Here is a 24,082-nt window from a genome sequence, read left to right on the forward strand (position 1 = left end):
GTCATCGTTGCCTCGCCTCGTCGGTGACGGCGTGGACGATCGCTTCCTCGGGTGCCTTCAGCAGCGAAGCGGTGGCCTCTGCCAACTGACGGCCTGATTTCTGCCCATCCTGCTGGCACGCTGAACGGAACGCGAAGCTGCTGCGGGAGATCTTCGACCAGCTGGCCGCGGGGAAAGCGCGGGCGCTGACCGACGCGATGGCCGACGACTTCCGCTGGATCTTCCCCGGCCACTGGTCGTGGTCCGGTACCTGGGAGCCGGCGTACGCGGCCGCGACGGCGTAGCCGAATGAGCGCTCGACCCAGGTCAACGTCGTGTATCGCAGCCAGTGCGACGTAACTCCTAGCGTTCTGGCCCACGGCAGAACCCGCCAGATCCGGTGCCAGAACGTCTGATAGTCGTGGTAGCGGAGCGCAACGCCGTTGCGCGGGCGCAGTACCTGGTCGTCCGGGGCGTGACTGGCAACGCGGGAGCCGACGTGCTCGAACAGCGCGTTGATCAGAGTCGGCGAGACGGGTTGACGGCGGTTCTTGCCACCTTTCTCCCGCAGCAGAACGGTGCAGGTGCCGCCGAAGCGCTACAGTTGCGGGCTGGTGACCTTGTTCGTGGTGGTGTATCGCTTGGCCTGCAGCACGATCTTGGCCCCGTCCGGCGACCGGGCGGTGCACCCGTCGCGGGTGTAGAGCAACGCGAGCGCTTCTTCGAACTCGCGTCACGCTGCCGCTGGGCGTGTGACGGCAGAAAGGCCGCCTGCTTAAGCGTATGTCGGTTGTTACGGTTGTGACGCCGTCACGCGAATACCTGTGTCGAACCGAAACGACGTACTCAAGACCCTGTTCGGGCGTCCCGTGGACAGCCTGTGGGGCCGCGGCTGTTCGACTACGTCACGCAAGTGCGGCGTCACGGCGAGTCGCAGGTGGTCGAGGTGCGGATTGCTGACTGTGCGTGATCGAGGTAGCACGGGCGAGGTAGCGATCCGTAACTCCGTCGTGACTCAGGCCCTTTCACGTGCACGGACTGCGATGTACCATCGGTTCGATCACGCCGACGGATCAAGGCCGGACGGCACAGTCGCCCTGGACGGTGTGCCCGTCCACTCCGAGAGTGCCGAGGGGTCAGGCCATGGGGTCGGTAGGAGTCGGCCGCGCGCTGCGCGGTTTTCTGGTCGTTGTCGTGCTGCTTGCCGGCAGTGTGGGCACCGCGGGGGCGGTGACCGCGCCCGCCGATGGCCAGCCGGCCAAGGACAAGGAGCGCACCTCGCTCGCCGACGTCGCCAAGACGCCGGAGCCGCAGGTGCCCGACAAGTCGTGGCAGGTCGACGGGAACGGGACGTTCACCGACTCGATCGCGATCCGGGTCCCGGCCTTCCACGACATCACCCCGCAGTTCTCGCTGGCCTACGATTCGTCCGCCCTCAACGGGCTGGCCGGGGTCGGCTGGACGCTGAGCGGCCTCAGCGAGATCGAACGGGCCGGCACCGGCAAGGGTGCCCCCCGCTACGACGGCTCGGACGTCTACCTCGCGGACGGCGAGGAGCTCGTGCCCTGCGTCGCCGGCAGCGTGAGCCCGAGCTGCACCTCCGGTGGCACGCACTCGACCAAGAACGAGTCCTTCCGGAAGTTCGCGCTGACCGGAACCGGGGCCGCCAGCCGGTGGACCCTGACCGCGAAGGACGGCGTCAAGCGCGTCTACGCGCCGGTGCTGTCGGCCGGGACCGATCTCGTCTACCGGTGGGGCCTGAGCCAGGTCATCGACACGAAGGGCAACACGGTCACCTACAACTGGGCGGCCAACTTGTTCGCGTGCTGCTGGGAATACCTCGATTCGGTCACCTACAACGGGACCACGATCAAGTTCACCTACGAGCAGCGCACCGACACCGACCTGCGGGCGATGGGCAACGGCGGCATCCGGACCGTCCAGGGCCGCATCAAGACCATCGACGTGGGCGTGAGCGGCAGCCGGGTTCGCGCGTACAAGCTGACCTACGCCACCAGTGACGCGACGGGACGGTCACTCCTGTCGGCCGTGCAGCAGTTCGGCACCGACGCCGTCCTGGACGCCGCCGGCACCGTCACCGGCGGCACCGCGATGCCACCCGTGACGGCGACCTACCAGGCCGGCGCGCCCGCGTTCGTCTCCGGCAACAACAACCCGGCGTTCACCGGCAACAACAACACCGCCAAAGACTTCCCGATGGACATCAACGGCGACGGCAAGACCGACATGCTGGAGCTGTGGCCGAACTTCGGGACCTACCAACGCAAGACGTGGCTGTCCAACGGCACCGACTTCACGCTCGCGTCGGCGGAGGGCGCGACGTCGCTCAACGAGAACGCGCGCTACCTGCCCGGTGACTTCACCGGTGACGGGAAGTCCGACCTGCTGGAGTTCTCCCCCTCCGGCCTGGGTCTGGCGCGGCAGCTGTGGGTGTCCACCGGCACCGGCTTCACGGCGGGTTCGACCGGCGCGGCCCAGGGCCGCAACGACGCGAACGCGCGCTTCCTCCCGATGGACGTCAACGGCGACGGCAAGACCGACGTCCTGGAACTGTATTCCTGCGGCATCTTCCCGGTGAACTACTGCCGCGCGACGTGGCTTTCGGACGGCACCACCTTCACCCTCGCCTCCAACGACGCCGGCATCGCCTACGACGCGAATCGGCAGTTCGAGCCCGCCGACGTCAACGGCGACGGCAAGACCGACTTCGTCGAACTGTCGCCCGCGCTCTTCGGCGCCGGCAACCGGCACATCTGGCTGTCCACCGGAACCGGCTTCGTCTCCGGGGCGGCCGACTCCGGCATCTCCTGGAGCGCGCCGAACGCGGAAGGCGCCGGCAGCCGGTTCCTGATGATGGACGTCAACGACGACGACAAAGTCGACATGGTCGAGCTCTACCCGCTGTTCGGCACGTACACCCGCCGGACGTGGCTCTCCACCGGCTACAGCTACAAACTGGGCGCCACCGACACGAGCATGGCCTACGCCGAGACATCCAAGCAGCTCGTGATGGACGTCAACGGCGACCACCGGATGGACATGGTCGCCCTCTCCCCGGGATTCCTGGGGGCGTCGACGAAACGCGACATCTGGCTGTCCACCGGCTCCGGCTTCACGCCCGGCGCGAGCGACCCGACGATGGGCACCTACTCCTGCAGCAAGGGCACCTGCACCAGCGACTTCCTCGAAATGGACGTCAACGGCGACATGCGCACGGAGATGGTGGAGCTCTACAACACCAACTTCGGCCTCAACAAGGGGCGCCACATCTGGAACATGGGTGGTGCGGCGACCGACGTGCTGACCTCCCGCACCAACGAGTGGGGCGACAAGACGTCGGTGAGCTACAAGCCGTCGTCGGCGTGGGTGAACACGAACAACCCGCCGCTGACCCAGACGGTGTCCGCCGTGACCGACGACGCCGGCCCGGGTGGCGCCGCGACCACGAACTACAGCTACTCCGGCGGTGCGTACCACCACCCGGAGCGCACGTTCCTCGGGTTCCGCACGCAGCGGGAGACCAAGCCGTGCAACGCGGGCGAGACGCAGTGCCCGTACGTCGACACGACGTTCCGCCAGGACCTCGCCGCGATCGGCCAGCCGGAGCGCGCCGAGAACCACGGCGGCGACGGCGCGCTGCTGAGCTCGACGGCCACCGACTACGTCACCAACGGCACGACCGTGCCGAGGACGGCGCTGTCGACCGGCACGATGGAGACCGCGTACACCGGCAAGAGCGCGGTGTGCCCCGGAACGGATTGCAAGCGCACCTACACGAGCCGTGCGTACAACGCCTACGGCGAAGTGGTGACCCAGATCGAGAACGGCGACAACGAGCAGGCGGGCGACGAGCGCACGACGGTGACCACGTTCGTGCCCAACACGGCCGCCTACATCGTGGACAAGCCGGCCGCGGTGAAGGTCGTGGCCGGTGTCGGCGCCGGGGGTACGAAGCTCAGCGAGACCCGCACCGGGTACGACGGCGCGGCGTGGGACCAGGCTCCCGCGGCCGGTTACGCGACGTCGTCGGCCCAGTGGCTTTCGACCCGGGACGCGTTCGTCGGGACCGGCAAGGAGTACGACGCGTGGGGCAACCTCACCGCCGAGATCGACGCGCTCGGCGGGCGCACCACACTCGGCTACGACCCGACGTACCACAGCTTCCAGACCTCGGAGACCAACGCGCTGTCCCAGACGGTCGACGCGACGTGGGATCCCGTCTGCGGCACGCCGACCCGGGTGAACGACCTCAACCAGCAGGCGACCACGGTCACCTACGACCCGCTGTGCCGGGCGGCCGAAACCACCCAGCCCGGCGGCAAGTTCGAACGCCACAAGTGGGTGGACGTCGGCGATCCGGCCAAGCAGTACGAGCAGGTCGAGAAGCCGGCCGCGGACGGGACGGGCACCCCGCAGTGGAGCCGCCGCTACGTGGACGGCCTGCAGCGCCCGTACCGCACCGCGGCCAAGGGCCCGGACGCGGCGACCGGGGACATCTACGTCGACTCGGCGTACAACGCCCGCGGTCAGGTCGCGTCGAAGACCGCGCCCTACTACTGGGTGGCGGGCACCGCGCAGCCGGTGACGTACCCGACGCTCACCGCCTACGACGGGCTCGACCGGGTGGTCAAGACCACGCTGCCGGGTGGCGCGGTCCAGACCAAGAGCTACGGCCCGTGGTCGACCACCAGCACCGACGAGAACGGCCACGCCGCGACCGACCGCCTGGACGCCTACGGCAAGCGCGCCGAGCGCCAGGAGACGGTCGGCGGCAAGGCCGTGACCGCGCGGTACGACTACGACCTGCGGGGCAACCTCGCGAAGTCCACCGACCCGTCCGGGGCCGTCATCACCTACACCACCGACTCGTTCGGACGGCAGACGAAGGTGGCGGACCCGGACAAGGGCGTCACCGCCTACGAGTGGGACGACGCCGGCCGCGCGGTCGCGCAGACCGACGCGAACAACCAGCGCACGACGTTCACCAACGACAAGCTGGGGCGCAAGACCGGCAAGACGACCAACGCGGGCACCGCGTCCGCCGCGACGGTGTCCTGGACCTACGACCAGGTCCGCGCCGGCTACGCCAACGTCGGCAAGGTCACCGCGAACACGGACGCGGCCGGCACCCGGACGTTCGACTACGACGCCCTCGGCCATACCGTCAAGACCGTGCGGACCGTGGGCGGCACGAGCTACGAGTTCCGGTACGGCTTCGACGCGGGCGACCGCAAGCTGTGGACCACCTACCCCGACGGGGACACCCAGGGCACCGCGGCGGCGCCGTTGCGCTACGACAGCGCGGGCCGGCTCACGGCGATCCCCGGCTACGTCACCTCGGCGACCTACAACGCCGACGGCAAGGTGACCCGGATCGCCAACGCCAACGGCACCACGACCACCCGCCCGCACGACGCGGAACGCGGCCGGCTCACCGGCATCGAGACGAAGTCGGGCGCGAACGTCGTGCAGGACAACAAGTTCACCCGCGACGCGAGCGGCAACATCACGAAGGTCACCAGCCCGTTCCCCGACGAGAGCTGGAGCTACACCTACGACGACGGCGGCCGGCTCACCAGCGCGACCGACGACGCCGGCCCGGCGAACAACCAGTCCCTCACCTACGACGCGGCCGGCAACATCGCCTCGAACTCCCGGACCGGCGCCTACGCCTACGACCCGGCGCACCCGCACGCGGTGAGCACCGCCGGGGGGAACGCCTACACCTACGACGCGGCGGGCAACATGACCTCCGGCGCCGGCCGCACCCTCACCTGGAACGGTGACGGGCTGCTCGCTTCGGTCGTCAAGGGCGGTGTCACGTCGACGTTCACCTACGACGCCGACGACACCCGGCTCCAGCAGGTCGAGGGCGGGGTCACCCGCCGCTACCTCGGCGTCGACTACGAGGTGAACGTCACCGCCGGCACGACCACCAAGTACGTCTCGATCGAGGGCACGCCGGTGGCCCGGGTCGACGGCGGGACGAAGTACTGGGTGCACACCGACATCCAGGGCTCGGTGCAGGCCGAGACCGACGCCGCGGGGGTGGAGGTCCACCGCAAGAAGTACCGGCCCTTCGGCGAGGTCCTGTCGGCCGGCGGGTCGCTGCCCTTCGAGTCGCGCGGCTTCATCGCCGAACGCCAGGACTCGACCGGGCTGGTGTACCTCAACGCCCGCTACTACGACCCGCAGCTCGGCCGGTTCATCTCGCCCGACCCCACCATCGACGGCGAAGACACCATCGGCCTCAACCGGTACGCCTACGCCGCGAACGACCCGGTGAACCAGGTCGACCGCACGGGCCTCTCCTGCCAGAAGGCGGACGGCAACAAGTGCGACCCCGAGAACGAACCCAAGATCACCCGGTCGGAGATCATCGCCCGGGCGCAGTACTGGGTCGACCACAAGCCCGGGCCGTACTACGACCCGGACAACTTCGCCCCCGGTGACAACGGTTTCTCACCCGGACCGGGTGACGGACGCGTCTACCGCCGCGACTGCTCCGGGTACGTCTCGATGGCCTTCCACCTCAGCTGGAGCGCGAGCACGTACACCCTGCCCTACTACGGAGAGAAGATCGACCGCTCCCAGCTCCAGGCCGGGGACATCCTGAACTCGACCACCGAACACGTCCTGCTCTTCCACAAGTGGCTCGACGACAAGGGGAACTTCGAGTACTACTCGTTCGGCGCGACCCCGGTGAAGCGCGCCACGGCCAACATCAACGACCCCACCCTCGACAGCCACGCGAACGACAACTACCAGGCGTACCGCTACGTCAACGTCGTCGACGACCCCCCGCCGGCGCCCGGCGTCATCGGGAATTCCGTCGGCCGTTCGCCGTTCTCCTGACGGCCCGCGCCCGCGTAGCGCGAACGCGGTCTTGGTGATCGACTCGGTTCTTGATCCAGGTCGAGTCGATCGCCATTCAGCGCTGTCGCGACTAGTGAATCAGCCCGGCCAGAGCGAACCGGCGAGCCACGCCGGTGGCGACCAGTCCTGACCTCGGCCGGTGAACGTCGTGATCGGGGCCGGCGTGGTGGAAACGACACAGCGACCGGTGGGGCTTCGACGTCGACGGCACCGAAGAACGCAGTCAGGTGACGCGGGAGTCGCGCCGGAACTGTGCCGGCGGTGTGTTCAGTTCCCGGCGGAACGCGCGGCTGAAGGCCGCGACCGACGTGTATCCGCTTTCGGCGGCTATGTGCTCGACGGTGTCGTCGCTGTCGCGGAGACGGCGTGCCGCGAGGTGCATCCGCCAGCGGGTGAGGTAGGTGGCGGGACCGTCGCCGGTCGCTGCTTCGAACCGCCGATTGAGCGTCGTGCGCGACACGGCCGCTTCCTTCGCGAGCGTGGCGGCGGTCCAGGCGTGGGACGGGTCGCGGTGAATCGCTGCCACAGCGGAGACGACGGCGGGGTCGCGGAGCGTGCGCCACAGGCTTGATTCGCAGTCCGTCTCGCCGTTCGCCCAGGAGCGCAGCGCGCAGGCCAGGAGCACGTCGACGAGCCGATCGATGATGACCCGTGAACCCGCGCCGGGCTCGGTCAGCTCCAGGTCGAGCAGGTGCATGGTCGTCACCGTGCGCGCGTCGGTGGCTTCGGCGCGAATGTGGATCACCCCAGGGAGCTGCTGAAGCCACGGCAGCGGCGCGATCATGTCGCGGGAATAGGACGCGGCGACCAGCTGGACGGTGGCGTCGCCGGTGCCGAGCCTCATGAAGTCACCGCTGTGCTGCGCCTCGGCGACGGCCCGGCCATCGCAGATCGCGGCCTCGGCGGACGGGGAGGAGGCGATGACGTGCGCGATACCGGAGGTGAGCAGCAGGACATCACCCGCGGCGAACGGACGTAGGCCGTCTTCCCGGGTGAGGAGAACTCCTTCCCCGGAGACGACCCCGTAGAGCGCGGCGTCCGTCCACTCGGGTCGCATCATGCCCCAGTCGCCGCCCGCGACGATGCGCAGTCCCGAGCTTGCCGTGATGCCGGCCGCGGCGAGCACTTCGGACAGGACGTCCATGCTCCCCACCCTAGAGCGGATGGGTCAAACGGACAAGTTTGCGCTCCATTGTGTCATTGTTCGGCCCAGATCTGCTGTCTAGGCTCGTGGTAGCAGGTTTCACGGCCAACTGGCGAAAGGCACAACGAATGAGTGACACTGACGTGGCTGAAGGTCCGCTACCGGTCGGCATCGCGACCTCGACCGGCCCGGTCGCCCTGGTCGGTCAAGCCCGGATCCTCCCGGGGAAGGAAGCCGAGTTCGAAAGGCTGGTCCGCTCGATCCTGCCGAAGATCCGGCAGGAGGACGGGAACGTCCACTACACGGTCAACCGCTCGCACGAGGACGCCTCGACCTATCTCATCTACGAGGAGTGGGAGAACGGAGCTTCGGTCGTGAAGCACGTTCAGCAGCCGTTCATGGCCGAGTACTTCGGGCAGGTCCCCGGTCTCGTGGCGCCCGGCGCCGACGCGCCCGGATGGAGCTCGCCCCTCTGAACGTGCCCTTGCCGGCCCGGGCCGCGGTCCGCCCGGGCCACCGGTGAGGCCGGGCGCGGGGTGCGGGTGCAGTTCGAAGCTGAGGTCAGCCTCAGACGGCGTACGGCCCCTCGCCTCGGCCAGGGCCGTGACAGCCGCTGCCGTCAGGGCGGTCAGGTTCAGAACCGCCATCACCGAGTCCTCCCGGGCGGCATCGGTGATGTTGTAGGCATCCGCGTCCTCATGGCAAGGCAGATAGCTGCGCCTTCGCCCGCGGCGCGGGGCTGCCCGCTTCCTTCGTCCGTTGCTCGGCACTCGGCCCGTATCCGTACGTGCCGCTGATCGCGCGTTGCCGAGCTAGTGACGAAGAGTGGATGACCTCACTTCGCGGGGAGGGGCCCAAAAACTGCACCCGCCCATCCGCATACGGCCGGCGAGCGCGAGCATGACGGAGCGCTCGTCGGCCGATACCGGCTGATCGTCCTCGCACGGCAAATCAGCGAGGGGTTCGAGGGCGAGTCCGAGTTCGCTGGCGTCGACGAACTCGCTAACCTGACTCCGGTGGGCGCCGGAGAGCTCAGCACGCGCTCATCTCACGGCCTGCGGCAGGATCGCCCTGGCCGCGTCGAGCAAGTCGATCTCAGCGGTACGGACCTGCGGAGCAGAGTTCAGGTCCACCATGTCCTGCCAGTAGTAGGCCAGATACGCGAAGCGGTACTCATTCCCGGTCATCCACTCCTCGCCGGGCACGCTCTTGCGCGCGAGCCCGGCGACCGTGAGCCTGCCCTGGACCAGCTCCTCGGCCAGTCCAGCCAACCGCCACCGAACCGCCTCCCGCCGACCGGGGCCCGTAATACCCAGCTCGGCCAATGCATCCCGGTAGAGATCCTCGATCTCCGTCGTGGCCGATCCCTTACCGAGTCCCGCCAGCTCTCGCAACGCCGGTGAATCAACACCCCGCACCAACGCCTCCGCCGCGGCCATGGGCAGGTCTTCCGGGTACAGCATTCCCGCAGCGTGACGCCACGCCACGTCACTGAGAATGTCCATACCCTCACCTTGCCCAAGCAAGCCCAGTCTCGCACCCCATTTCGCTGTCCTTCCCACCCTGCAGACGGGCGCCAAAGCGGAATCGGTTCGGCGTACCGAAATCACGCATCCGACGATCATCCGGCTGCCAGGCGGGGCGATATCGCACTCGAGGAGCAGACTCCTACGCAGATCCAGGCAGGTCCGTTCGGCGTCCGCAGCGCCGTGGGTACCGACTCGGCGCTCCCGACCGTGGTCTGCTCAGCCCGTCGTCGTGTGTTGCTGGGCGCGCGTGGAAATTGGCATGCGTCAGGACGGAGCCGGTGGGCACAATGGCGGTATGAACGCCAAGCCACCGACGACGCAAGGGCGTTTTGCCGATCCGGGTGTGTCGCTGTACGTCTTGGCGGAAAGCGCCGTCCAGGTGGTGTGTCCGGCATGCCGGGGTCGCGCTGAGGTGGCGCCGTGGCTTGATGGGCAACCGCGTAGCCCCTACTCGATCAGATGGCCTCGCCGGCTGGTGTGCCGCGCTTGTGGCCACGTCAAGAACTGGCCTGGTGAGGCCAAGCACACGATCTCGTGCTGGGGCGGCCCGGTTGATCCGTATTTCCGTCAACCGCTGTGGCTGCGCGCGGATTGCTGCGGAAGCCAGACCCTGTGGGCGTTCAACGAACGCCACCTGGACATCTTGGAGGGATACGTCAGTGCCCGGCTCCGCGAACGCGGCGAGCGTCCCGGGATGACCATGCTGGCCCGGCTCCCGGCATGGCTCAAGTCGGCTAAGCATCGCCCCGAGATCATGCGAGTCATCGGCCGGCTGCGAGCATCCTTCCCACAGTGAACAGATCGAAGAACTCTGATCAGTCGGTGAACTGCTCGACGCGTGCGCCTGATCTCGCGATGAGTGGCGCCGGCGGGTAGCCCGGTCGGCGGCCCCGAGCGCGCAAGCAGGTCGATGATCTGCCCGATGTCGTGTGCGACGCAATTCCGTTCGGCGGCGGGCCGGTCCTGCTACGCTCGTCCACGATGACTACCTACTCCAGCAGATCGGGGGTTCCGTTCGCCAAAGGTGAGTGCTGATGCACCCTTTGACCGCGAATGAGAACTTCCGCCTCCGTTTCTGGGCGCGCGTGCGCGAGTTCGCCGTGCCGCCGTCGATGATCGAGTCGGCCACCGCCCGCCGGATGGTGGGCGACTGGGCCGGGGCCTGCGCCGCCGCGCGTGTCGATGTGGATCTGAACCCGCGGGCCGTGGGTCGCGCCCATGGCGCCGAGCTGGCGGCACAGGTCCGCGCCGATCTGCGTCACCTGGCTCCTGACCTGCTTCGCTGGCACTTCCCGAGGATCAGCCCGGACGGCTTGGTGCGGCCGGGCCTCACCGTGTCCCTGGCCCGGTACCGTTCGACGGCCGACACCGGCGGCGCGATACACCTCGTGGCGCGCACGCCGCCGGCGTGGGCGAGTGCCGGTCAGCGGATCAGCCTCGCGCTGTGGACGCCGTCCGAGCGCGACGCGGGTCTTCATCCGCATCCCCGTCCCGACCGCCGTTATCGCTTCGACCTGCACCGCCACCTGTGGGACGCGCGCCGGACCGGTGAACTGCGGGAGCGGTCCGGGCACGGGGCGGGCGCCTGCGCCGTGGACCGGTGGATCGCCGAGGCGGCGCTGCTGCTGCACGCGGACAGGTGCGCGGACGATGTCGTCGCCGTGCGGCTCACCGGCCGATACCGGGTGCTGTTGCACCTGGGCCCGCCGGGTGCGGCTGCCGACGGCCGTGTGGTGCCGCTCCTGCCCGACGCCGCGACCTGGGTCCCACCCGACCTGCGGTTGCTCCACAACGGACTGATCGACGCCGGTCGGTTGCACCCGCTCGTCGCCTCGGCCCTCCGGCCCGGCCACCGGCCGGCCGGTGCGGCACGGACTCCGGCCGGCTCGCCGCATTCGCGCTTCGTCAAGTGTCGTGGGGCCACGCACCGGATCGCCGTGGTGGACGGGGTCCTCGTCCCGCTGGACCACGATCCCGACGAGATCCGCCGCGAAGAGCTGCTGGGCGCGCTGGGCGGTACCGAGCTGCCGTGCCTGCGCGCCATCGACGAGGCACACCGGCACCCGGAAAGCCTGGTGGACGTCCGAGCCCGGCTGGACCACGGTGACAACGCCGGTGCCCTCTCCGCCGTCGAAGGTCTGCTCGGACCGGACGTGCTCCTGCGCAGCGGCGGTTTGCGCGACGAACTCGAGACGGCCGTGCGCCGGCAGGTGCTCCACGGGCTGTACCGGGCCGGGCTGGCCGGATCCGGTCCGGTTCCATCCACAAAGGACAAGATTATGCGTGCTGTCCGGACCCGGCCGCGCCACGCGACCCGTCCCTGACCTCGTATCTCTCCGCTCGCCTGGCCGGCACACGGCCACGATCCGCAAAAGGTGATTACAACTGTCTACTTCCATGGATGTTTCTTCCGAAGCGGCTCACCTCCGGACGCTCGACATCGCCGCCGATCTGCTTGCCCTGCTGCACGACACGACAACCGAACCGCGCGCCGATACCCAGCTGGAAGCCTTGACGCTGGCCGTGTCCGCTGATCTGCCGGTGCTGCTGTGGGGCGAGCCGGGCATCGGCAAGACCGCCGCGCTGAACCAGCTCGCGGAGGCTCTCGACCTGCCCCTGACCACGGTGATCGCGAGCGTGCACGAGCCGTCCGACTTCTCCGGGCTGCCCGTGGTCGGCGACGATCCCGCGACACAGGGGGTGCCGATGGCCCCGCCGGAGTGGGCCGTGCGCCTGGCCCGCGCCGGGCGCGGTCTCCTGTTCCTGGACGAGCTGTCCACCGCGCCGCCCGCCGTCCAGGCCGCGCTGTTGCGCGTCGTGCTTGAGCGACAGGTCGGTGCCTTGCGGCTGCCGCCGGGTATCCGGATCGTCGCCGCCGCGAATCCGCGTTCCTCCGCGGCCGACGGGTGGGAGCTGAGCCCGCCGCTGGCCAACCGGTTCGTCCACCTGCAGTGGACCTATGACCACGACGTCGTGCTCCGCGGGCTGGGCGGGACGTGGCCGAAGGCGGAGCTGCCACGGCTGGACCGGGAGCGGCTGCCCGACGCCGTGGGCTTCGCCCGCCGTGCGGTCTGCGGCCTTCTCGCCGCCCGGCCCGCACTCGTTCACCAGCTGCCGAAGAACGAAGCACGGCGCGGCGGTCCGTGGCCGTCCCCGCGCAGCTGGGAGATGGCGCTGCGCCTGATCGCGTTCGCCACCGCGTCGGACGTCTCCCGGGACGTGTTGTCCATGCTGGTGCGGGGCACCGTCGGTGACGGTCCGGGTCTGGAGCTGCTGGCCGGCCTGGACCGGATGGATCTGCCGGACCCCGAGACACTGCTCGCGGACCCGGAAGGGGCGGTGCTGCCCGAGCGTGGCGACCTGCGGCAGACGGTGCTCGACGGCGTGGTCGCGGCGGTGCGCCAGCGGCCGGAGCGGGCTCGCTGGGACGCGGCGTGGTCGCTGCTGGTGCGGGCGCTGGAAACCGGCGCCCCGGACCTGGTGGTCGTGCCGGCGGCCACGCTCGCCGCGCTGCGCCGCGACGACTGGCCAGTACCGGCGGCGATCGAGCGGCTGTCCGGGGCAGTGTCGTTGTCGCGGCGGGCGGATCAGGCCGCCGCCGGCGCGGGTGAGCGCCGATGACGGCGGGGACCATGGACGAGGAGAAGCTGTTCGCCGCCCGGCTGCACGCTGTCCGGAGCCGGCCGTACCTGGCGACGGCCTTGTTCGCCTTGCACACAGTGGAATCCCGGCAAGTGTCGACGATGGCCGTGGACCGCCACTGGCGCTGCTACGTTTCACCGGCCTTTGTGGACCACACCCCGCTGGCGGAGCTGGCCGGGGTCTGGGTGCACGAGGTCTCGCACCTGCTGCGCGACCACCACGGGCGCAGCGACCGGTTCGCCGCGCAGCACGAGCTGACCGGGCCGGGAGAGCGATTGCGGATGAACATCGCCGCGGATTGCGAAATCAACGACGACGTGTTCGGCGACGGTCTGGTGCGGCCCGAGGGCGCTGTCCGGCCGGTGTCGCTGAGGCTGCCCGAGGGACAGCTGATGGAGGACTACCTGCGCCAGTTCCGCCTCGGGCCCTACACCGCCGGATACGCCTGGCTCGACTGCGGCAGCGGCGCCGACGGACTCGAGCGCGACTGGGACCTGGGTTCCGGCGGGGCAACCGGGCTCAGCCCGCGGGAACGCGACGCCGTCCGGTTCCGCGTCGCACAAGGCATCAACGGCAGCCCGGGCGATATCCCGAAAGGCTGGCAGCGCTGGGCGCAGGAGGCGTTCCACCCGCCGCAGCCATGGCGGGAACTGCTGGGGGCGGCGGTCCGGTCGGCGATGTCCGGCGCGGGGGAGGACTACACCTACGGCCGGCCCTCGCGCAGGTCGGCCGGGGTGCCGGGCGTCGTCATGCCGAGCCTGCGACGCCGGCCACCGCGCGTCTGTGTGATCGTCGACACCTCCGGCTCGGTGAGCGACGCCGAGCTGGGGAGCGCGCTCCTCGAAATCACGGCGATCGTCCGCGCGGTGGGCGGCCGGCGCGATCTCGTCTCCGTGCTGTCGTGCGACGCCGCCGCGCACGTCACCCAGGAGCTGTGCCATGCCGAGGGAATCCCGTTGGTGGGCGGCGGCGGCACGGATCTGCGTGCCGGTTTTGCCAAGGTCCGGCAGGGCAACCCGCGCGCCGACGTGATCGTGGCTCTGACGGACGGCCACACACCGTGGCCGGAAGCACGACCACCTGGCCGGACGGTGGTGGGCCTGTTTTCCCGGCAGCGGCCGGTGGACGGGGACAATCCCCACTACAGGCCGGAAGCGCCCCCTGCTTGGGCGAGGGTGGTCACCGTGGGCTGATCGGCCGAAGCCGGGTCGTGGCGTGCGGTCGGTGGCATGAGAGTGCGTTGGCGTGACACGGTCGCGTCGATTCGGGTGGGTCGACGGCGAGAGCTATGTCTGCGCGTGTGGTGGATGCTCATGGGATGGGTCTGGTAGGGCCGGCATTGCGTGGTGGTGTTCGCCTCTCCTGCTGGCCCGGCGAGGGCCCCGCGCCGGTGAATGACGTGCGTGGCCGCGATCTGGTGGAATTCGGCGAAGGCTATTCTTCCGGCTGTGACCTCGACAGCCTGCGTCAGCAGGTCAATAGGCTGAGCGGAGCCGAGTGGGCCGGTTGGCCGCACGCGTACGGCAAGGCCCGCGACACTCCTGGCCACCTGGTCGCGTTGCTGGATGGCGAGGAGGAGGCCCAGGTCGCTGCGACCTACCACTTCCGGAGCGCGATTGTGCACCAGTCGACGCTCTGGCTGTCGAGCCCGGACGCCTTCGGGTGGCTTATCCGTGTTTTGCGTGCACGCCGAGTGCCTGACGCCGTGCTCGCCCAGTGCCTCGGCGCGTTGGACGAGGCGGCCGACCTACTCGCGGACATCGTGCCGGGCGCCTCGGTGCCCCCGTTGTCGCCCGCCGCCCGCCAATGGCTGGACCGCTTCGCCGACGCCCCGGATATCGACGAAGACGAGGAGGGGGCCGACTACGAGCTGGTCTGGGAAGAGTTCCTCGACTCGGACGAGCAGGAAGAGCTGTATCAGTGGGTGCTGATCCGCACGGCCGCTCTTCGGCCCGCGGTCGCCGAGCTGGTCGAAGAATTGGCCGAGCGAGCCCCGGTCGAAGTCGACGAGGTCCGGAAGGCATGGTTCACGACCTCATGTCGAAGCCGTCCGGTCCCGGTCGGCGCGCCATTTGCCCCGATCACTTCGGTTCGTCTGGGTGGAGGCGTGGATCGAGGCGGCCAGGCGCGTCACCGAGGGCGCTCGGGAACCACTGCGCTGCCCAGAAAATGGATTCGGCGGGTTGACGTGCCGATGGCGGCCTCGTGCAGGCCATATCCCTGAAGGGTGGTGACTCGGAGCAGCACGCTTCAGGTGGCATCATCGAATACGTCGAGGACAAGATGACAGGAGGCTGTCCGTGACCGCTCAAGATCGGGCTGAGGCTCTTCTGGATATCCTTGAACTGCGTAAATCAGTGTCGGATGCTGTCCGTGAATTATCGCGTTTCGGTTTTGACGGTGAAGAAGATCTCGTCACGTTGACGCCCGCGCACGTGACTGGACTTCTTCGGGGGTACTTGTCCGGTGCGTTTACGGAGAGTGACGTCGAAGTATGGGCAGAGGCGCTTGCCGGGCGGGATGATGTCGGACTGCTGAAAGGGTATGAGAACCTGTTGAAGCAGGCCCTCTTCGAACTTTCCACGCCTGAGATTAATGAGCCGATAGGTTTCGAAATGGCGCGACGGTGGGTGGAGCGCTTCAGTATCCTCCCGTAGGGTGCTGTGTCGGCGCGGAGGAAGTATTCGGTACGACTGTTGCCAACCAGGTGAGGTGCCGGGACTGGCGGCGGCGTGAGGACGGTCATTGACCGCGCGTGTGTCGTAGGTGAAGGTCGTCTTGCCCGCTGGCCAGCAGCGCCATCAGTGCCCGGTGGTCCCGATTGGCGAGGTCGACCGGGCTTCCGGTTTCGGGCAGCCATAGCTGGGTGATGCCGGGTTGAGTTCGACCGCGACCACGGTCCCCGAGGTGTCGGCGATCTAGTAGAAGGTCGCGACGCGGCCCTGATGGCCGGTCCGTTCCCGCTGGGGCCAGGAGTCCTCGCGTTCGAGGTGTTCGACGGCGGCGTTCACGGTCGTCTTCGGCAATCCTGTCCGGCGGGCGATGTCCACCCTGGTCAGCCGGCCGGTCTGGGCGAAGACGACGTCGAGGGTGCCCTGTTCGGTGCGGACCCGAGTGTCGGGTGTGCAACCTGGACAACCCGACCGGGCACACTTCCGGCGGAGGATGCCAGCCGGGTCAGTCGTTGAGCAGTTCGGCGAAGCGCTCCGGGCTGATGTTGCCGCCGCTGATGATCACGCCGACCTTGCCGGGCGTGGTGACCTGGCCGCTCAGCAGTGCGGCGATCCCGGTCGCCCCGCTCGGCTCGAGGACGAGCTTCAGCCGCTCGAACGCGAACCGCATCGCGTCCCGGATGGCGTCGTCGGTGACCAGCGCGATCTCGTCGACGAGGTGCCGGTTGATCGAGAACGTGAGCTCGCCGGGGATCTCGGCGGCCTGGCCGTCGGCGATCGTGCGGGGTACGGGGATCGTGACGCGTTCGCCGGCCGCCAGCGAGCGCTTGGTGTCGTCACCCGCGGCCGGCTCGACGCCGATGACCCGGATGCCGGGCTGCAGCGCTTTCGCGGCCGTGGAACTGCCCGCGATGAGGCCACCACCGCCGACCGGGACGACCAGCGTGTCCAGGGAACCCGCTTCCTCCAGCAGTTCCAGGGCCGCGGTCCCCTGCCCGGCGATGACGTGCGGGTGCTCGTAGGGCGGGATCAGCGCGAGCCCGCGCTCGGCGGCCAGCGCCTGCCCGATCGCGACCCGGTCGCCGGTGTAGCGGTCGTAGGTGACGATCTCGGCGCCGTAGCCTCTGGTCGCGTCCACTTTGGACTTCGGGGTGTCTTCGGGGACCAGGATCACCGCGCTGCTCCCGAGTTCCCGCGCGGCGAGTGCGACGGCCTGGGCGTGGTTGCCCGAGGAGTAGGCGGCGACGCCCTTGGCCAGCTGCTCCGGCGCGAGCCGCGAGACGGCGTTGTACGCGCCGCGGAACTTGAAAGCCCCGATGCGCTGCAGGTTCTCGCACTTGAGCAACACTTCGGCGCCGACGAGGTCGTCGAGGGTGCGCGAGCGCACCACCGGCGTCCGGTGCGCGACGCCGGCCAGGCGGGCGGCGACGTCACGGATGTCGTCGAGGGTCACGGGCGCGGTCATGGTGCTCCTTGGGCGCGGATGTCGGAGAGGTAGTTGTAGGCGGAGGCGCGGGAGATGCCGATCCGGGCGGCGACCTGCGGGACCGCCCGCCGTACGGCGAACACGCCGCGGGCGTGCAGGCTGCGGAACAGGTCGAGCCGCTCGTCGCGGCTGAGGGCGGCCCAGGGTTTGTTCAGGCGCAGCTGGTGTTCGTCGACGATCGCGTCGACCACGGCGTCGACGTCGTCGCCGAAGGTGGTCGTCGGTGGTTCCACTGTCGTGCCGACGTCGGCCAGTTCGCCGACGAGGGTCCGCAGCTGGCCCAGCGCGGTGACGTCGAGGTTCACGCAGAGCGCGCCGAACACCGCGCCGCCGCTGTCGCGCACCAGCATCGTCGAGGACTTCACCAGCTTGCCGGACGCGGTGCGGGTGACGTAGTTCAGCTGGTCCTCGGCGTCGTCGCCCTGGGCGAGCAGGCCCATGCCGATCTCGCTCATCGAGCCGCCGACGGTGCGCTCGGTGACCGACCCGGCGATCGCGACGACCGAGCTGTCCGGCTGCCGGAAGTCGTGCACGACGACCTCGCAGAACGAGCCGAGGGTCGCGGCGATGCCGTCGGCGACCGGGGCGAGCGCCGCGAGGATCGCGTCCCGCTCGGGAACCTCAGGCATCCCGCACCCGGGCGAGCGCCTCGACCTCGACGACGGCGCCGTAGGGCAGCGACGCCACCCCGACGCAGGTGCGCGCGGGCCGGGGCTCGGCGAAGAACCCCTCGTAGACGGCGTTGAGGCCGGGCCGGTCGGCGATGTCGGTCAGGTAGGCCACGACCTTCACCACGTCGGCCCGGCTCGCGCCCACCGACCGCAGTGCGGCGTCGAGGTTCGTGAAGGCCTGCGCGCATTCGGCCTCGAACCCTCCGGGCACCAGGTCGCCGTTCCCGGTCACGCCCAGCCGCCCGGACACCGAAACCAGGTCGCCGCTGCGGAAGGCCGGCGGGTAGGGGTGCTCGTTGGTCATGGACTTAGCGTATATCGATTGGACGGACTGTCCAGATGGCCTACGTCACGCCGGTCGCACGTACACTCCGGCGTCGATGGGGCCCGGCACCGGTTCGTGGTGCCGGGCCCCGACGTCGAGCGGATCAGGCCGCGGCGCAGGCCGCCGTGACGCCGTCGGCGCTTCCGGTTCCCTGGAAGCCGAATTCGGTGGACTGCCCGGCCGCGACGCTGCCGTTGTAGCTGACGTTGGTCCAGTTCACCGTGCCGCTGGTGCCGCTGTTGGCGGCGCTCCAGCCGTTGGTGACGGTCGCGCCGGAGGGCAGGTTCGTCGTCACGGTCCAGCCGCTGAGGGCGGTCGTTCCCGCGGTGACCTTGACCGTCGCCACGAACCCGCCGTTCCACGAGTTGAGGGAGACCGAGGCGCTGCACCCGCCGGGCTGGGGGGTGGTGGTCGTCGTCGTGGGTGTGGTGGGAGTCGTCGGGGTGGTCGGTGTCGTCGGCGTGGTGGTCGCGCCGCCGGCGTTCAGGGCGTCGAGGACACTCGTGTAGGCGGCCTTCTTGTTCCCGTTGTTGTCGAACAGGAGCGGGTTTTCACCCGTGCGCCAGGAGTCGCTGTCGCGGATGCCCCAGACGGTGATACCGGCGCAGCGGGCGACGGCCATGCAGGCGCGCGTGACGGTGCCGTAGACGCTTGCCTGGTTGGAGCCGGAGATGTCCAGTTCGGTGATCTGGACTTCGACGCCGAGGTTGGCGAACCGCTGCAGGTTGGCCTGGTAGTCGCCCGGAGCGGAGTTGGAGAGGTGGGACTGGAAGCCGACGCAGTCGATCGGGACGCCGCGGGACTTGAAGTCCTGCACCATGTTGTAGATTCCGGTGCTCTTGGCGTTGACCCCGTCGGTGTTGTAGTCGTTGTAGCAGAGCTTCGCGCCGGGATCGGCGGCCCGCGCGGCGCGGAAGGCGGCTTCGATCCAGTCGTTGCCGGTGCGCTGCAGGTTCGAGTCACGCCGGCCACCGCCGCCGCCGTCGGCGAACGCCTCGTTGACGACGTCCCACGAGTAGACCTTGCCTTTGTAGTGGGTGGCGACCTGCGTGACGTGGTTGATGGCGGCTTGGCGCAGCGCGGAGCCGCTGAGGCCCTGGGCCCAGCCGGGTTGCTGCTGGTGCCACAGCAACGCGTGCCCGCGGACGCGCTGGCCGTTGCTCACCGCTTGGTTGAGGATGCGGTCGCCGCCGCTGTAGCTGAACTGGTTCTGGTTCGGCTCGGTGGCGTCCCACTTCATCTCGTTTTCCGCGGTGACCATGGTGAATTCGCGGTTCAGGATGCCGGTGTAGGTCGCGTCACCGAGCTTCCCGGCCGAGACGGCGGTGCCGAAGTACCGGCCGGTCTGGGCGGCCGACGCGCCCAGTGTCGTGGCGGCGCCGGCCGAGGTGGCGAGCACCAGGGAAACCCCGAGCGATGTCGCCAGGAACGCCGAAGCCAGTGCCGCGCGGGACAATGACCGCGATGTCATCTTCATGTTCACACCTTCCGGAGTGCACCTGGGGGCCAGGCGGGACGAGCTTCAGTTGACGTTGGCCGAGAACGAGTTGACCGCCAGGCCGACTCCGCCGCTCCACGGCTCGAAGCCGGCTTGGACGCTGGTCAGGTACCAGGAACGATCGACGCGGGTGCGGGCGTCGACGTCGTTGACGAAGTCCATGACGTTGAACGACCAGCCCGCGATCGGGGACTGGGCGACGTAGGAGACCACGTCGTTGCCGCCGTTGTTGCCCTGCCACACTTCCCAGCCCCGGCCGCCGAGACTGGTGGTGCCCACCCGGCCGCCGACCGGTTGCACCGATCCGGTGCGATTGAACCAGATCATCAGTTCCATCTGGTTGACCCCCGTGGTCTTCGCGGTCGGGTCCATCCAGATGTCATAGGAGGCGTCGAAGGTGGACCCTCCGACGTAGGTGTAGGAGATCGAAGACGGGGCGCTGCCGATCCGGTTCAGCTGCCGTGGCAGGTTCGTACCGGGGGAGCAGTTCCCGTAGTGGCAACCGACGTAGACCGCCGGGTACGACAAGGGGGCGCCACCGCTGGTGGATCCCTGCTGGGTCTGGATCCGGAAACCGCTGCCGGTGACGTTGATGCACTGCTGGGCGCTGCTGCCCCATCGGTTGTTCATGACGACGTACCGGCCACCGATCGTGGTCGTCCCGTACTGGTCGCAGATCAGCGTGTCCGCGTGCGCGGCCGGTGCCGTGGCGAGGGTCGGAGCCATGAGCCCGGTCGTGGCCAGTACTACCGCGGACAGAGCGTGCTTCAGTTTCACGTGCCGCCTCCACCTCGTCGTGGGAGTGTGCCTGGGAGCGCTCTCAGGCGGGCCGCTTCCGATGAAACCACAGGGGAACCGGTGAGCAAAGAGTTCACCCGTGATCAATTTTCCTTTTTCCCGACGAAAGTTTCGCCGGTGATTGCCAGGGGGCCCGGGTGGCGGCTACCGTGCTGGGAGCGCTCCCAGTCCGGATCACCATCGACGCCGACGAAGACGAGGAGATGGCGTATGCGGGCAACGAAGTCGCGGGCCGGTCTGGCCCTGCTGGCCGCGGTGGCGCTCGGGGTGACGGCGGCCGCCGTGCCCGCGGTGGCCGCGGACTACGAGCGCGTGCTCAACGGGACCTTTTCAGGCGGCACCCTCGACCCGTGGTGGGCCGGGGCGGGGACGACCGGCCGGGTGGCCGGCGGGGAGTTCTGCACGGACGTGCCCGGCGGCACCGCCAACGGTTACGACGCGCTGGCGGGCCAGAACGGGGTGCCGTTCGAGGCGGGACAGCCGTACACCCTGAGCTTCGACGCGCACGCGACGACCACCCAGCAGATCTCCGCCGTCGCGGGCGAGGCCGTGTCGCCCTACCGGCAGATCTCGCGGACCGACCTGACGGTGACCCCGTCGACGCAGCACTTCACGGTCACCTTTTCGTCCACTTTGGACTTCCCGGCCGCCGGTAACGGCCAGCTGGCGTTCTGGTTCGGCGGTCAGGCCGCCGCCAACACCGTGTGCCTGGACAACATCTCCCTCGTCGGCGGCGTCGTGCCGCCCGGCGGCCTGCCGCCGACGAGCGGCATCCGGGTGAACCAGGAGAGCTACGTGCCCGGACTGCCCAAGCGGGCGACGCTGATCAGCGACTCGACCTCGCCACTGACGTGGACGTTGAAGAACGCCGCCGGCAGCGCGGTGGCCACCGGCCGGACCACACCGCGGGGCGCGGACGCGGCCTCCGGTGAGAACGTGCACGAAATCGACTTCTCCGCCTACGACACCGCGGGCACGGGCTACACGCTGAGCGCCGGGGCCGAGACGAGCTTCCCGTTCGCCATCTCCGCCGACGCGCTGCAGAAGCTGCGTCAGGACTCGCTGGCGTTCTTCTACCACCAGCGCAGCGGGATCGCGATCGACGCCGCGTACGTCGGGGCCGCCTACGCGCGCCCGGCGGGGCACGTGAACGTCGCGCCGAACCAGGGTGACGACAACGTCCCCTGCCGGTCGGACCTGAACTGCGGCTACACCCTCGACGTGCGGGGCGGCTGGTACGACGCGGGCGACCACGGCAAGTACGTCGTCAACGGCGGCATCGCGGCCTGGGAACTGCTCGACGAGTACGAGCGGGCGCTGCGGCTGGGGGACGCGAGCGCGCTGGGTGACGGCAAGCTGGCGATCCCGGAACGGGCCAACGGCGTGCCCGACATCCTCGACGAAGCCCGCTGGGAGGTCGACTTCCTGCTGGAGATGCAGGTGCCGGACGGCAAACCTCAGGCGGGCATGGTGCACCACAAGATCCACGACGCGCAGTGGACGTCCCTGCCCACCCGGCCCGACCAGGACAGCCAGCCGCGCCGGCTGTCACCGCCGAGCACCGCGGCGACCCTGAACACGGCGGCCGTCGCGGCGCAGGCGTCCCGGCTGTGGCGGACCATCGATCCGGCGTACTCGGCGAAGCTGCTCGCCGCGGCCGAGAAGGCGTACACGGCGGCGAAGGCCAACCCGAACGTCCTGGCCGACCCGAACGACGGCACCGGCGGCGGCACCTACAGCGACAACACCGTGAGCGACGAGTTCTACTGGGCCGCCGCCGAGCTGTTCACGACCACCGGGAAGAGCGGCTACCGCGCCGACGTCACCGGGTCTTCCCTCTACCGCGGGAAGAGCTTCACCACGCACGGCTTCGACTGGGCTTCGACGGGCGCGCTCGGGGACATCACGCTCGCGGTGGTACCCACCGACCTGCCGGCGGCGGACGTCACGGCGATCAGGACGGCGGTCACCACGACCGCCGACAGTCACCTGGCGCAGATGGCGTCGATGGGGTACCCGGCGCCCTACCGCACGGCCGACGGCTCGTACGAGTGGGGTTCCAACGGCCTGGTCGCCAACAACGGCGTGGTGCTCGCCCTGGCGTACGACTTCACGAAGCAGGACAAGTACCGGGACGGCGCGTTCGCGGCGATGGACTACCTGCTGGGCCGCAACCCGGCGAACTACTCCTACGTCTCGGGCCACGGTGACCAGCCGGTGACGAACGTGCACCACCGGTTCTGGGCGCACCAGCTGGACGCGTCGCTGCCGACCGCCCCGCCCGGCGCGCTGTCGGGCGGTCCCAACAGCGGCCTGCAGGACCCGACCGCGGCGCGGCTGCTGGCCGGCTGCGCGCCCCAGCGGTGCTTCGTCGACGACATCCAGGCGTACTCGGTCAACGAGGTCGCGATCAACTGGAACTCGGCGCTGGCCTGGCTGGCCGGCTGGACCGCCGAGAAGTCGTCCTCCACAGTGGACACGACGGCTCCGACGGTCCCGGGCACCCCGGTCGTGTCCGCGATCTCCAGCGGCGGTGCGACGCTGACGTGGACGGCGGCCGAAGACCCGGAGAGCGGTGTCCGAGGCTACGACGTCGTCCGGGTGACCGGCTCGGCCCGCACGGTCCTCACCACCGTCACCGGAACGACGGCGACGGTGACGGGCCTCTCGCCGTCGACCGCCTACACCGTGGTCGTGGTGGCGCGCAACGGCGCGGGCCTGGGGAGCGCGGACTCACCTGCCGCGCAGTTCACCACCCGGCCGGCCACCCCGGCGGGCGGGTGCCAGGTGACGTACGCGGCGAACACGTGGAACGGCGGCTTCACGGCCACCGTCACGCTGAAGAACACCGGCACGACCGCGTGGACGACCTGGAAGCTGGGCTTCACCTTCCCGGGCACCCAGAAGGTGACGCAGGGGTGGTCGGCGACCTGGGCGCAGTCCGGCGCCGACGTGACCGCCACGGCCATGCCGTGGAACGCCTCGGTGGGTCCGGGGCAGTCGGTCGCGATCGGGTTCAACGGCAGTTACGTGGGGAGCAATCCGAATCCGTCGGCATTCGCGGTCGACGGAAGGGCGTGCGGCTGACGACCGACCCGCTCGCCGGAGTCCCGAGGATCCGGCGAGCGGGTGTTGTCCGTCCGTGAGCAGGCCGCGCACCGACAGCTGGATCGTCCGCCCGAGCACAGCACGATCGCGCGGAATCCGCCGTCGTGCCTCGGCGAGTACCCGGCCCCGGGTCTCGAGGGTGACGGGCACCCCTCGGTTCCGGCGACGTCCCAGCTCGGACACGGCGGGCAGCCCGGCGAGGCCGGGCTGTTCCCCGGGCCCCGTCGGAAAGCCGGGGGCGTGGCGGAGATCTGTCGTCCGCGAGCCGGGCGGGTGGTGGCCGCGGAACGCGTACTTGTCTCGTCGCTCTCGTCGTGTCCCGCAAGCGTCGTC

The 24,082-nt window shown here is 69.5% G+C and carries 18 protein-coding genes; 9 read left to right on the top strand and 9 right to left on the bottom strand.

From position 1 onward, the window contains the following. Position 1 precedes the first annotated feature (1 nt). Positions 2-310 (bottom strand): hypothetical protein, encoded by a 309-nt coding sequence (locus tag OHS18_RS46820; RefSeq protein ID WP_328615154.1) that lies wholly within the window; start codon positions 308-310, stop codon positions 2-4. A gap of 812 nt (positions 311-1,122) precedes the next feature. On the opposite strand from OHS18_RS46820, the gene OHS18_RS46825 reads away from it, so the two are divergent. Then, entirely contained in the window at positions 1,123-6,855 is a 5,733-nt protein-coding gene (locus tag OHS18_RS46825) for an RHS repeat-associated core domain-containing protein (RefSeq protein ID WP_328615155.1), read from the top strand. A 244-nt stretch (positions 6,856-7,099) separates the two neighbouring features. Here OHS18_RS46825 and OHS18_RS46830 read toward each other — a convergent pair whose 3' ends face one another. Continuing rightward, positions 7,100-8,020: an AraC family transcriptional regulator gene (locus OHS18_RS46830; RefSeq protein WP_328615156.1), complete on the bottom strand. Its 921-nt coding sequence runs from the start codon at positions 8,018-8,020 to the stop codon at positions 7,100-7,102. 128 nt (positions 8,021-8,148) lie between these two features. Here OHS18_RS46830 and OHS18_RS46835 point away from each other — a divergent pair, with 128 nt between their 5' ends. Beyond that, the gene (locus OHS18_RS46835; protein ID WP_328615157.1) at positions 8,149-8,496 is read left to right on the top strand and encodes a putative quinol monooxygenase; all 348 of its coding nucleotides are present in this window, start codon (positions 8,149-8,151) and stop codon (positions 8,494-8,496) included. A 567-nt stretch (positions 8,497-9,063) separates the two neighbouring features. Here the strand turns inward: OHS18_RS46835 and OHS18_RS46840 are convergent. Next, positions 9,064-9,525 carry a hypothetical protein gene (locus OHS18_RS46840; RefSeq protein ID WP_328615158.1) on the bottom strand — a complete coding sequence of 154 codons (462 nt, stop codon included), beginning with the start codon at positions 9,523-9,525 and terminating at the stop codon, positions 9,064-9,066. A 319-nt stretch (positions 9,526-9,844) separates the two neighbouring features. On the opposite strand from OHS18_RS46840, the gene OHS18_RS46845 reads away from it, so the two are divergent. From OHS18_RS46845 to OHS18_RS46870, 6 genes are all read left to right on the top strand, one after another. Then, the gene (locus tag OHS18_RS46845) at positions 9,845-10,345 is read left to right on the top strand and encodes a TFIIB-type zinc ribbon-containing protein (protein WP_328615159.1); all 501 of its coding nucleotides are present in this window, start codon (positions 9,845-9,847) and stop codon (positions 10,343-10,345) included. Between the two features lie 238 nt (positions 10,346-10,583). Further along, positions 10,584-11,873 (top strand): hypothetical protein, encoded by a 1,290-nt coding sequence (locus OHS18_RS46850; protein ID WP_328615160.1) that lies wholly within the window; start codon positions 10,584-10,586, stop codon positions 11,871-11,873. 73 nt (positions 11,874-11,946) lie between these two features. Further along, positions 11,947-13,170: an AAA family ATPase gene (locus OHS18_RS46855; protein WP_328615161.1), complete on the top strand. Its 1,224-nt coding sequence runs from the start codon at positions 11,947-11,949 to the stop codon at positions 13,168-13,170. Further along, on the top strand, positions 13,167-14,384 hold the full coding sequence (locus OHS18_RS46860) for a vWA domain-containing protein (RefSeq protein ID WP_328615162.1): 1,218 nt from the start codon (positions 13,167-13,169) through the stop codon (positions 14,382-14,384). The genes OHS18_RS46855 and OHS18_RS46860 overlap by 4 nt, the downstream gene beginning before the upstream one ends. 125 nt (positions 14,385-14,509) lie before the next feature. After that, positions 14,510-15,415, top strand: coding sequence for a hypothetical protein (locus OHS18_RS46865; protein WP_328615163.1), 906 nt, complete (start codon positions 14,510-14,512; stop codon positions 15,413-15,415). 76 nt (positions 15,416-15,491) lie between these two features. Next, positions 15,492-15,848 (top strand): hypothetical protein, encoded by a 357-nt coding sequence (locus OHS18_RS46870; RefSeq protein ID WP_328615164.1) that lies wholly within the window; start codon positions 15,492-15,494, stop codon positions 15,846-15,848. 261 nt (positions 15,849-16,109) lie between these two features. On the opposite strand, the gene OHS18_RS48700 is transcribed toward OHS18_RS46870, so the two are convergent. The 6 genes from OHS18_RS48700 to OHS18_RS46895 form a co-directional block, all read right to left on the bottom strand. Then, positions 16,110-16,358, bottom strand: coding sequence for a winged helix-turn-helix domain-containing protein (locus tag OHS18_RS48700; RefSeq protein WP_442875457.1), 249 nt, complete (start codon positions 16,356-16,358; stop codon positions 16,110-16,112). Positions 16,359-16,368: 10 nt separating this feature from the next. After that, positions 16,369-17,328 carry a pyridoxal-phosphate dependent enzyme gene (locus tag OHS18_RS46875; RefSeq protein WP_328615165.1) on the bottom strand — a complete coding sequence of 320 codons (960 nt, stop codon included), beginning with the start codon at positions 17,326-17,328 and terminating at the stop codon, positions 16,369-16,371. Next, positions 17,325-17,978, bottom strand: coding sequence for a helix-turn-helix transcriptional regulator (locus tag OHS18_RS46880; protein ID WP_328615166.1), 654 nt, complete (start codon positions 17,976-17,978; stop codon positions 17,325-17,327). Before OHS18_RS46880 ends, OHS18_RS46875 begins: the two co-directional genes overlap by 4 nt. Then, a complete protein-coding gene (locus tag OHS18_RS46885) occupies positions 17,971-18,324 on the bottom strand; it encodes a RidA family protein (RefSeq protein ID WP_328615167.1) in 354 nt (117 codons plus the stop codon). Before OHS18_RS46885 ends, OHS18_RS46880 begins: the two co-directional genes overlap by 8 nt. Positions 18,325-18,448: 124 nt before the next feature. Further along, positions 18,449-19,822: an endo-1,4-beta-xylanase gene (locus OHS18_RS46890; protein WP_328615168.1), complete on the bottom strand. Its 1,374-nt coding sequence runs from the start codon at positions 19,820-19,822 to the stop codon at positions 18,449-18,451. A 45-nt stretch (positions 19,823-19,867) separates the two neighbouring features. Next, the gene (locus OHS18_RS46895) at positions 19,868-20,620 is read right to left on the bottom strand and encodes a GH12 family glycosyl hydrolase domain-containing protein (RefSeq protein WP_328615169.1); all 753 of its coding nucleotides are present in this window, start codon (positions 20,618-20,620) and stop codon (positions 19,868-19,870) included. 231 nt (positions 20,621-20,851) lie between these two features. On the opposite strand from OHS18_RS46895, the gene OHS18_RS46900 reads away from it, so the two are divergent. Beyond that, positions 20,852-23,728, top strand: coding sequence for a glycoside hydrolase family 9 protein (locus tag OHS18_RS46900; protein WP_328615170.1), 2,877 nt, complete (start codon positions 20,852-20,854; stop codon positions 23,726-23,728). Positions 23,729-24,082: the final 354 nt, after the last annotated feature.

Source organism: Amycolatopsis sp. NBC_00355, assembly GCF_036104975.1.
GTDB lineage: Bacteria > Actinomycetota > Actinomycetes > Mycobacteriales > Pseudonocardiaceae > Amycolatopsis.

Excerpts from the sequence above, each read along its gene's own strand:
- OHS18_RS46880 (WP_328615166.1), bottom strand. The coding sequence starts at position 17,978 with ATGCCTGAGGTTCCCGAGCGGGACGCGATCCTCGCGGCGCTCGCCCCG.
- OHS18_RS46890 (WP_328615168.1), bottom strand. The coding sequence starts at position 19,822 with ATGAAGATGACATCGCGGTCATTGTCCCGCGCGGCACTGGCTTCGGCG.
- OHS18_RS46860 (WP_328615162.1), top strand. The coding sequence starts at position 13,167 with ATGACGGCGGGGACCATGGACGAGGAGAAGCTGTTCGCCGCCCGGCTG.
- OHS18_RS46885 (WP_328615167.1), bottom strand. The coding sequence starts at position 18,324 with ATGACCAACGAGCACCCCTACCCGCCGGCCTTCCGCAGCGGCGACCTG.
- OHS18_RS46830 (WP_328615156.1), bottom strand. The coding sequence starts at position 8,020 with ATGGACGTCCTGTCCGAAGTGCTCGCCGCGGCCGGCATCACGGCAAGC.
- OHS18_RS46865 (WP_328615163.1), top strand. The coding sequence starts at position 14,510 with ATGGGTCTGGTAGGGCCGGCATTGCGTGGTGGTGTTCGCCTCTCCTGC.
- OHS18_RS46840 (WP_328615158.1), bottom strand. The coding sequence starts at position 9,525 with ATGGACATTCTCAGTGACGTGGCGTGGCGTCACGCTGCGGGAATGCTG.
- OHS18_RS46855 (WP_328615161.1), top strand. The coding sequence starts at position 11,947 with ATGGATGTTTCTTCCGAAGCGGCTCACCTCCGGACGCTCGACATCGCC.
- OHS18_RS46835 (WP_328615157.1), top strand. The coding sequence starts at position 8,149 with ATGAGTGACACTGACGTGGCTGAAGGTCCGCTACCGGTCGGCATCGCG.
- OHS18_RS46845 (WP_328615159.1), top strand. The coding sequence starts at position 9,845 with ATGAACGCCAAGCCACCGACGACGCAAGGGCGTTTTGCCGATCCGGGT.
- OHS18_RS46900 (WP_328615170.1), top strand. The coding sequence starts at position 20,852 with ATGCGGGCAACGAAGTCGCGGGCCGGTCTGGCCCTGCTGGCCGCGGTG.
- OHS18_RS46825 (WP_328615155.1), top strand. The coding sequence starts at position 1,123 with ATGGGGTCGGTAGGAGTCGGCCGCGCGCTGCGCGGTTTTCTGGTCGTT.
- OHS18_RS46875 (WP_328615165.1), bottom strand. The coding sequence starts at position 17,328 with ATGACCGCGCCCGTGACCCTCGACGACATCCGTGACGTCGCCGCCCGC.
- OHS18_RS46850 (WP_328615160.1), top strand. The coding sequence starts at position 10,584 with ATGCACCCTTTGACCGCGAATGAGAACTTCCGCCTCCGTTTCTGGGCG.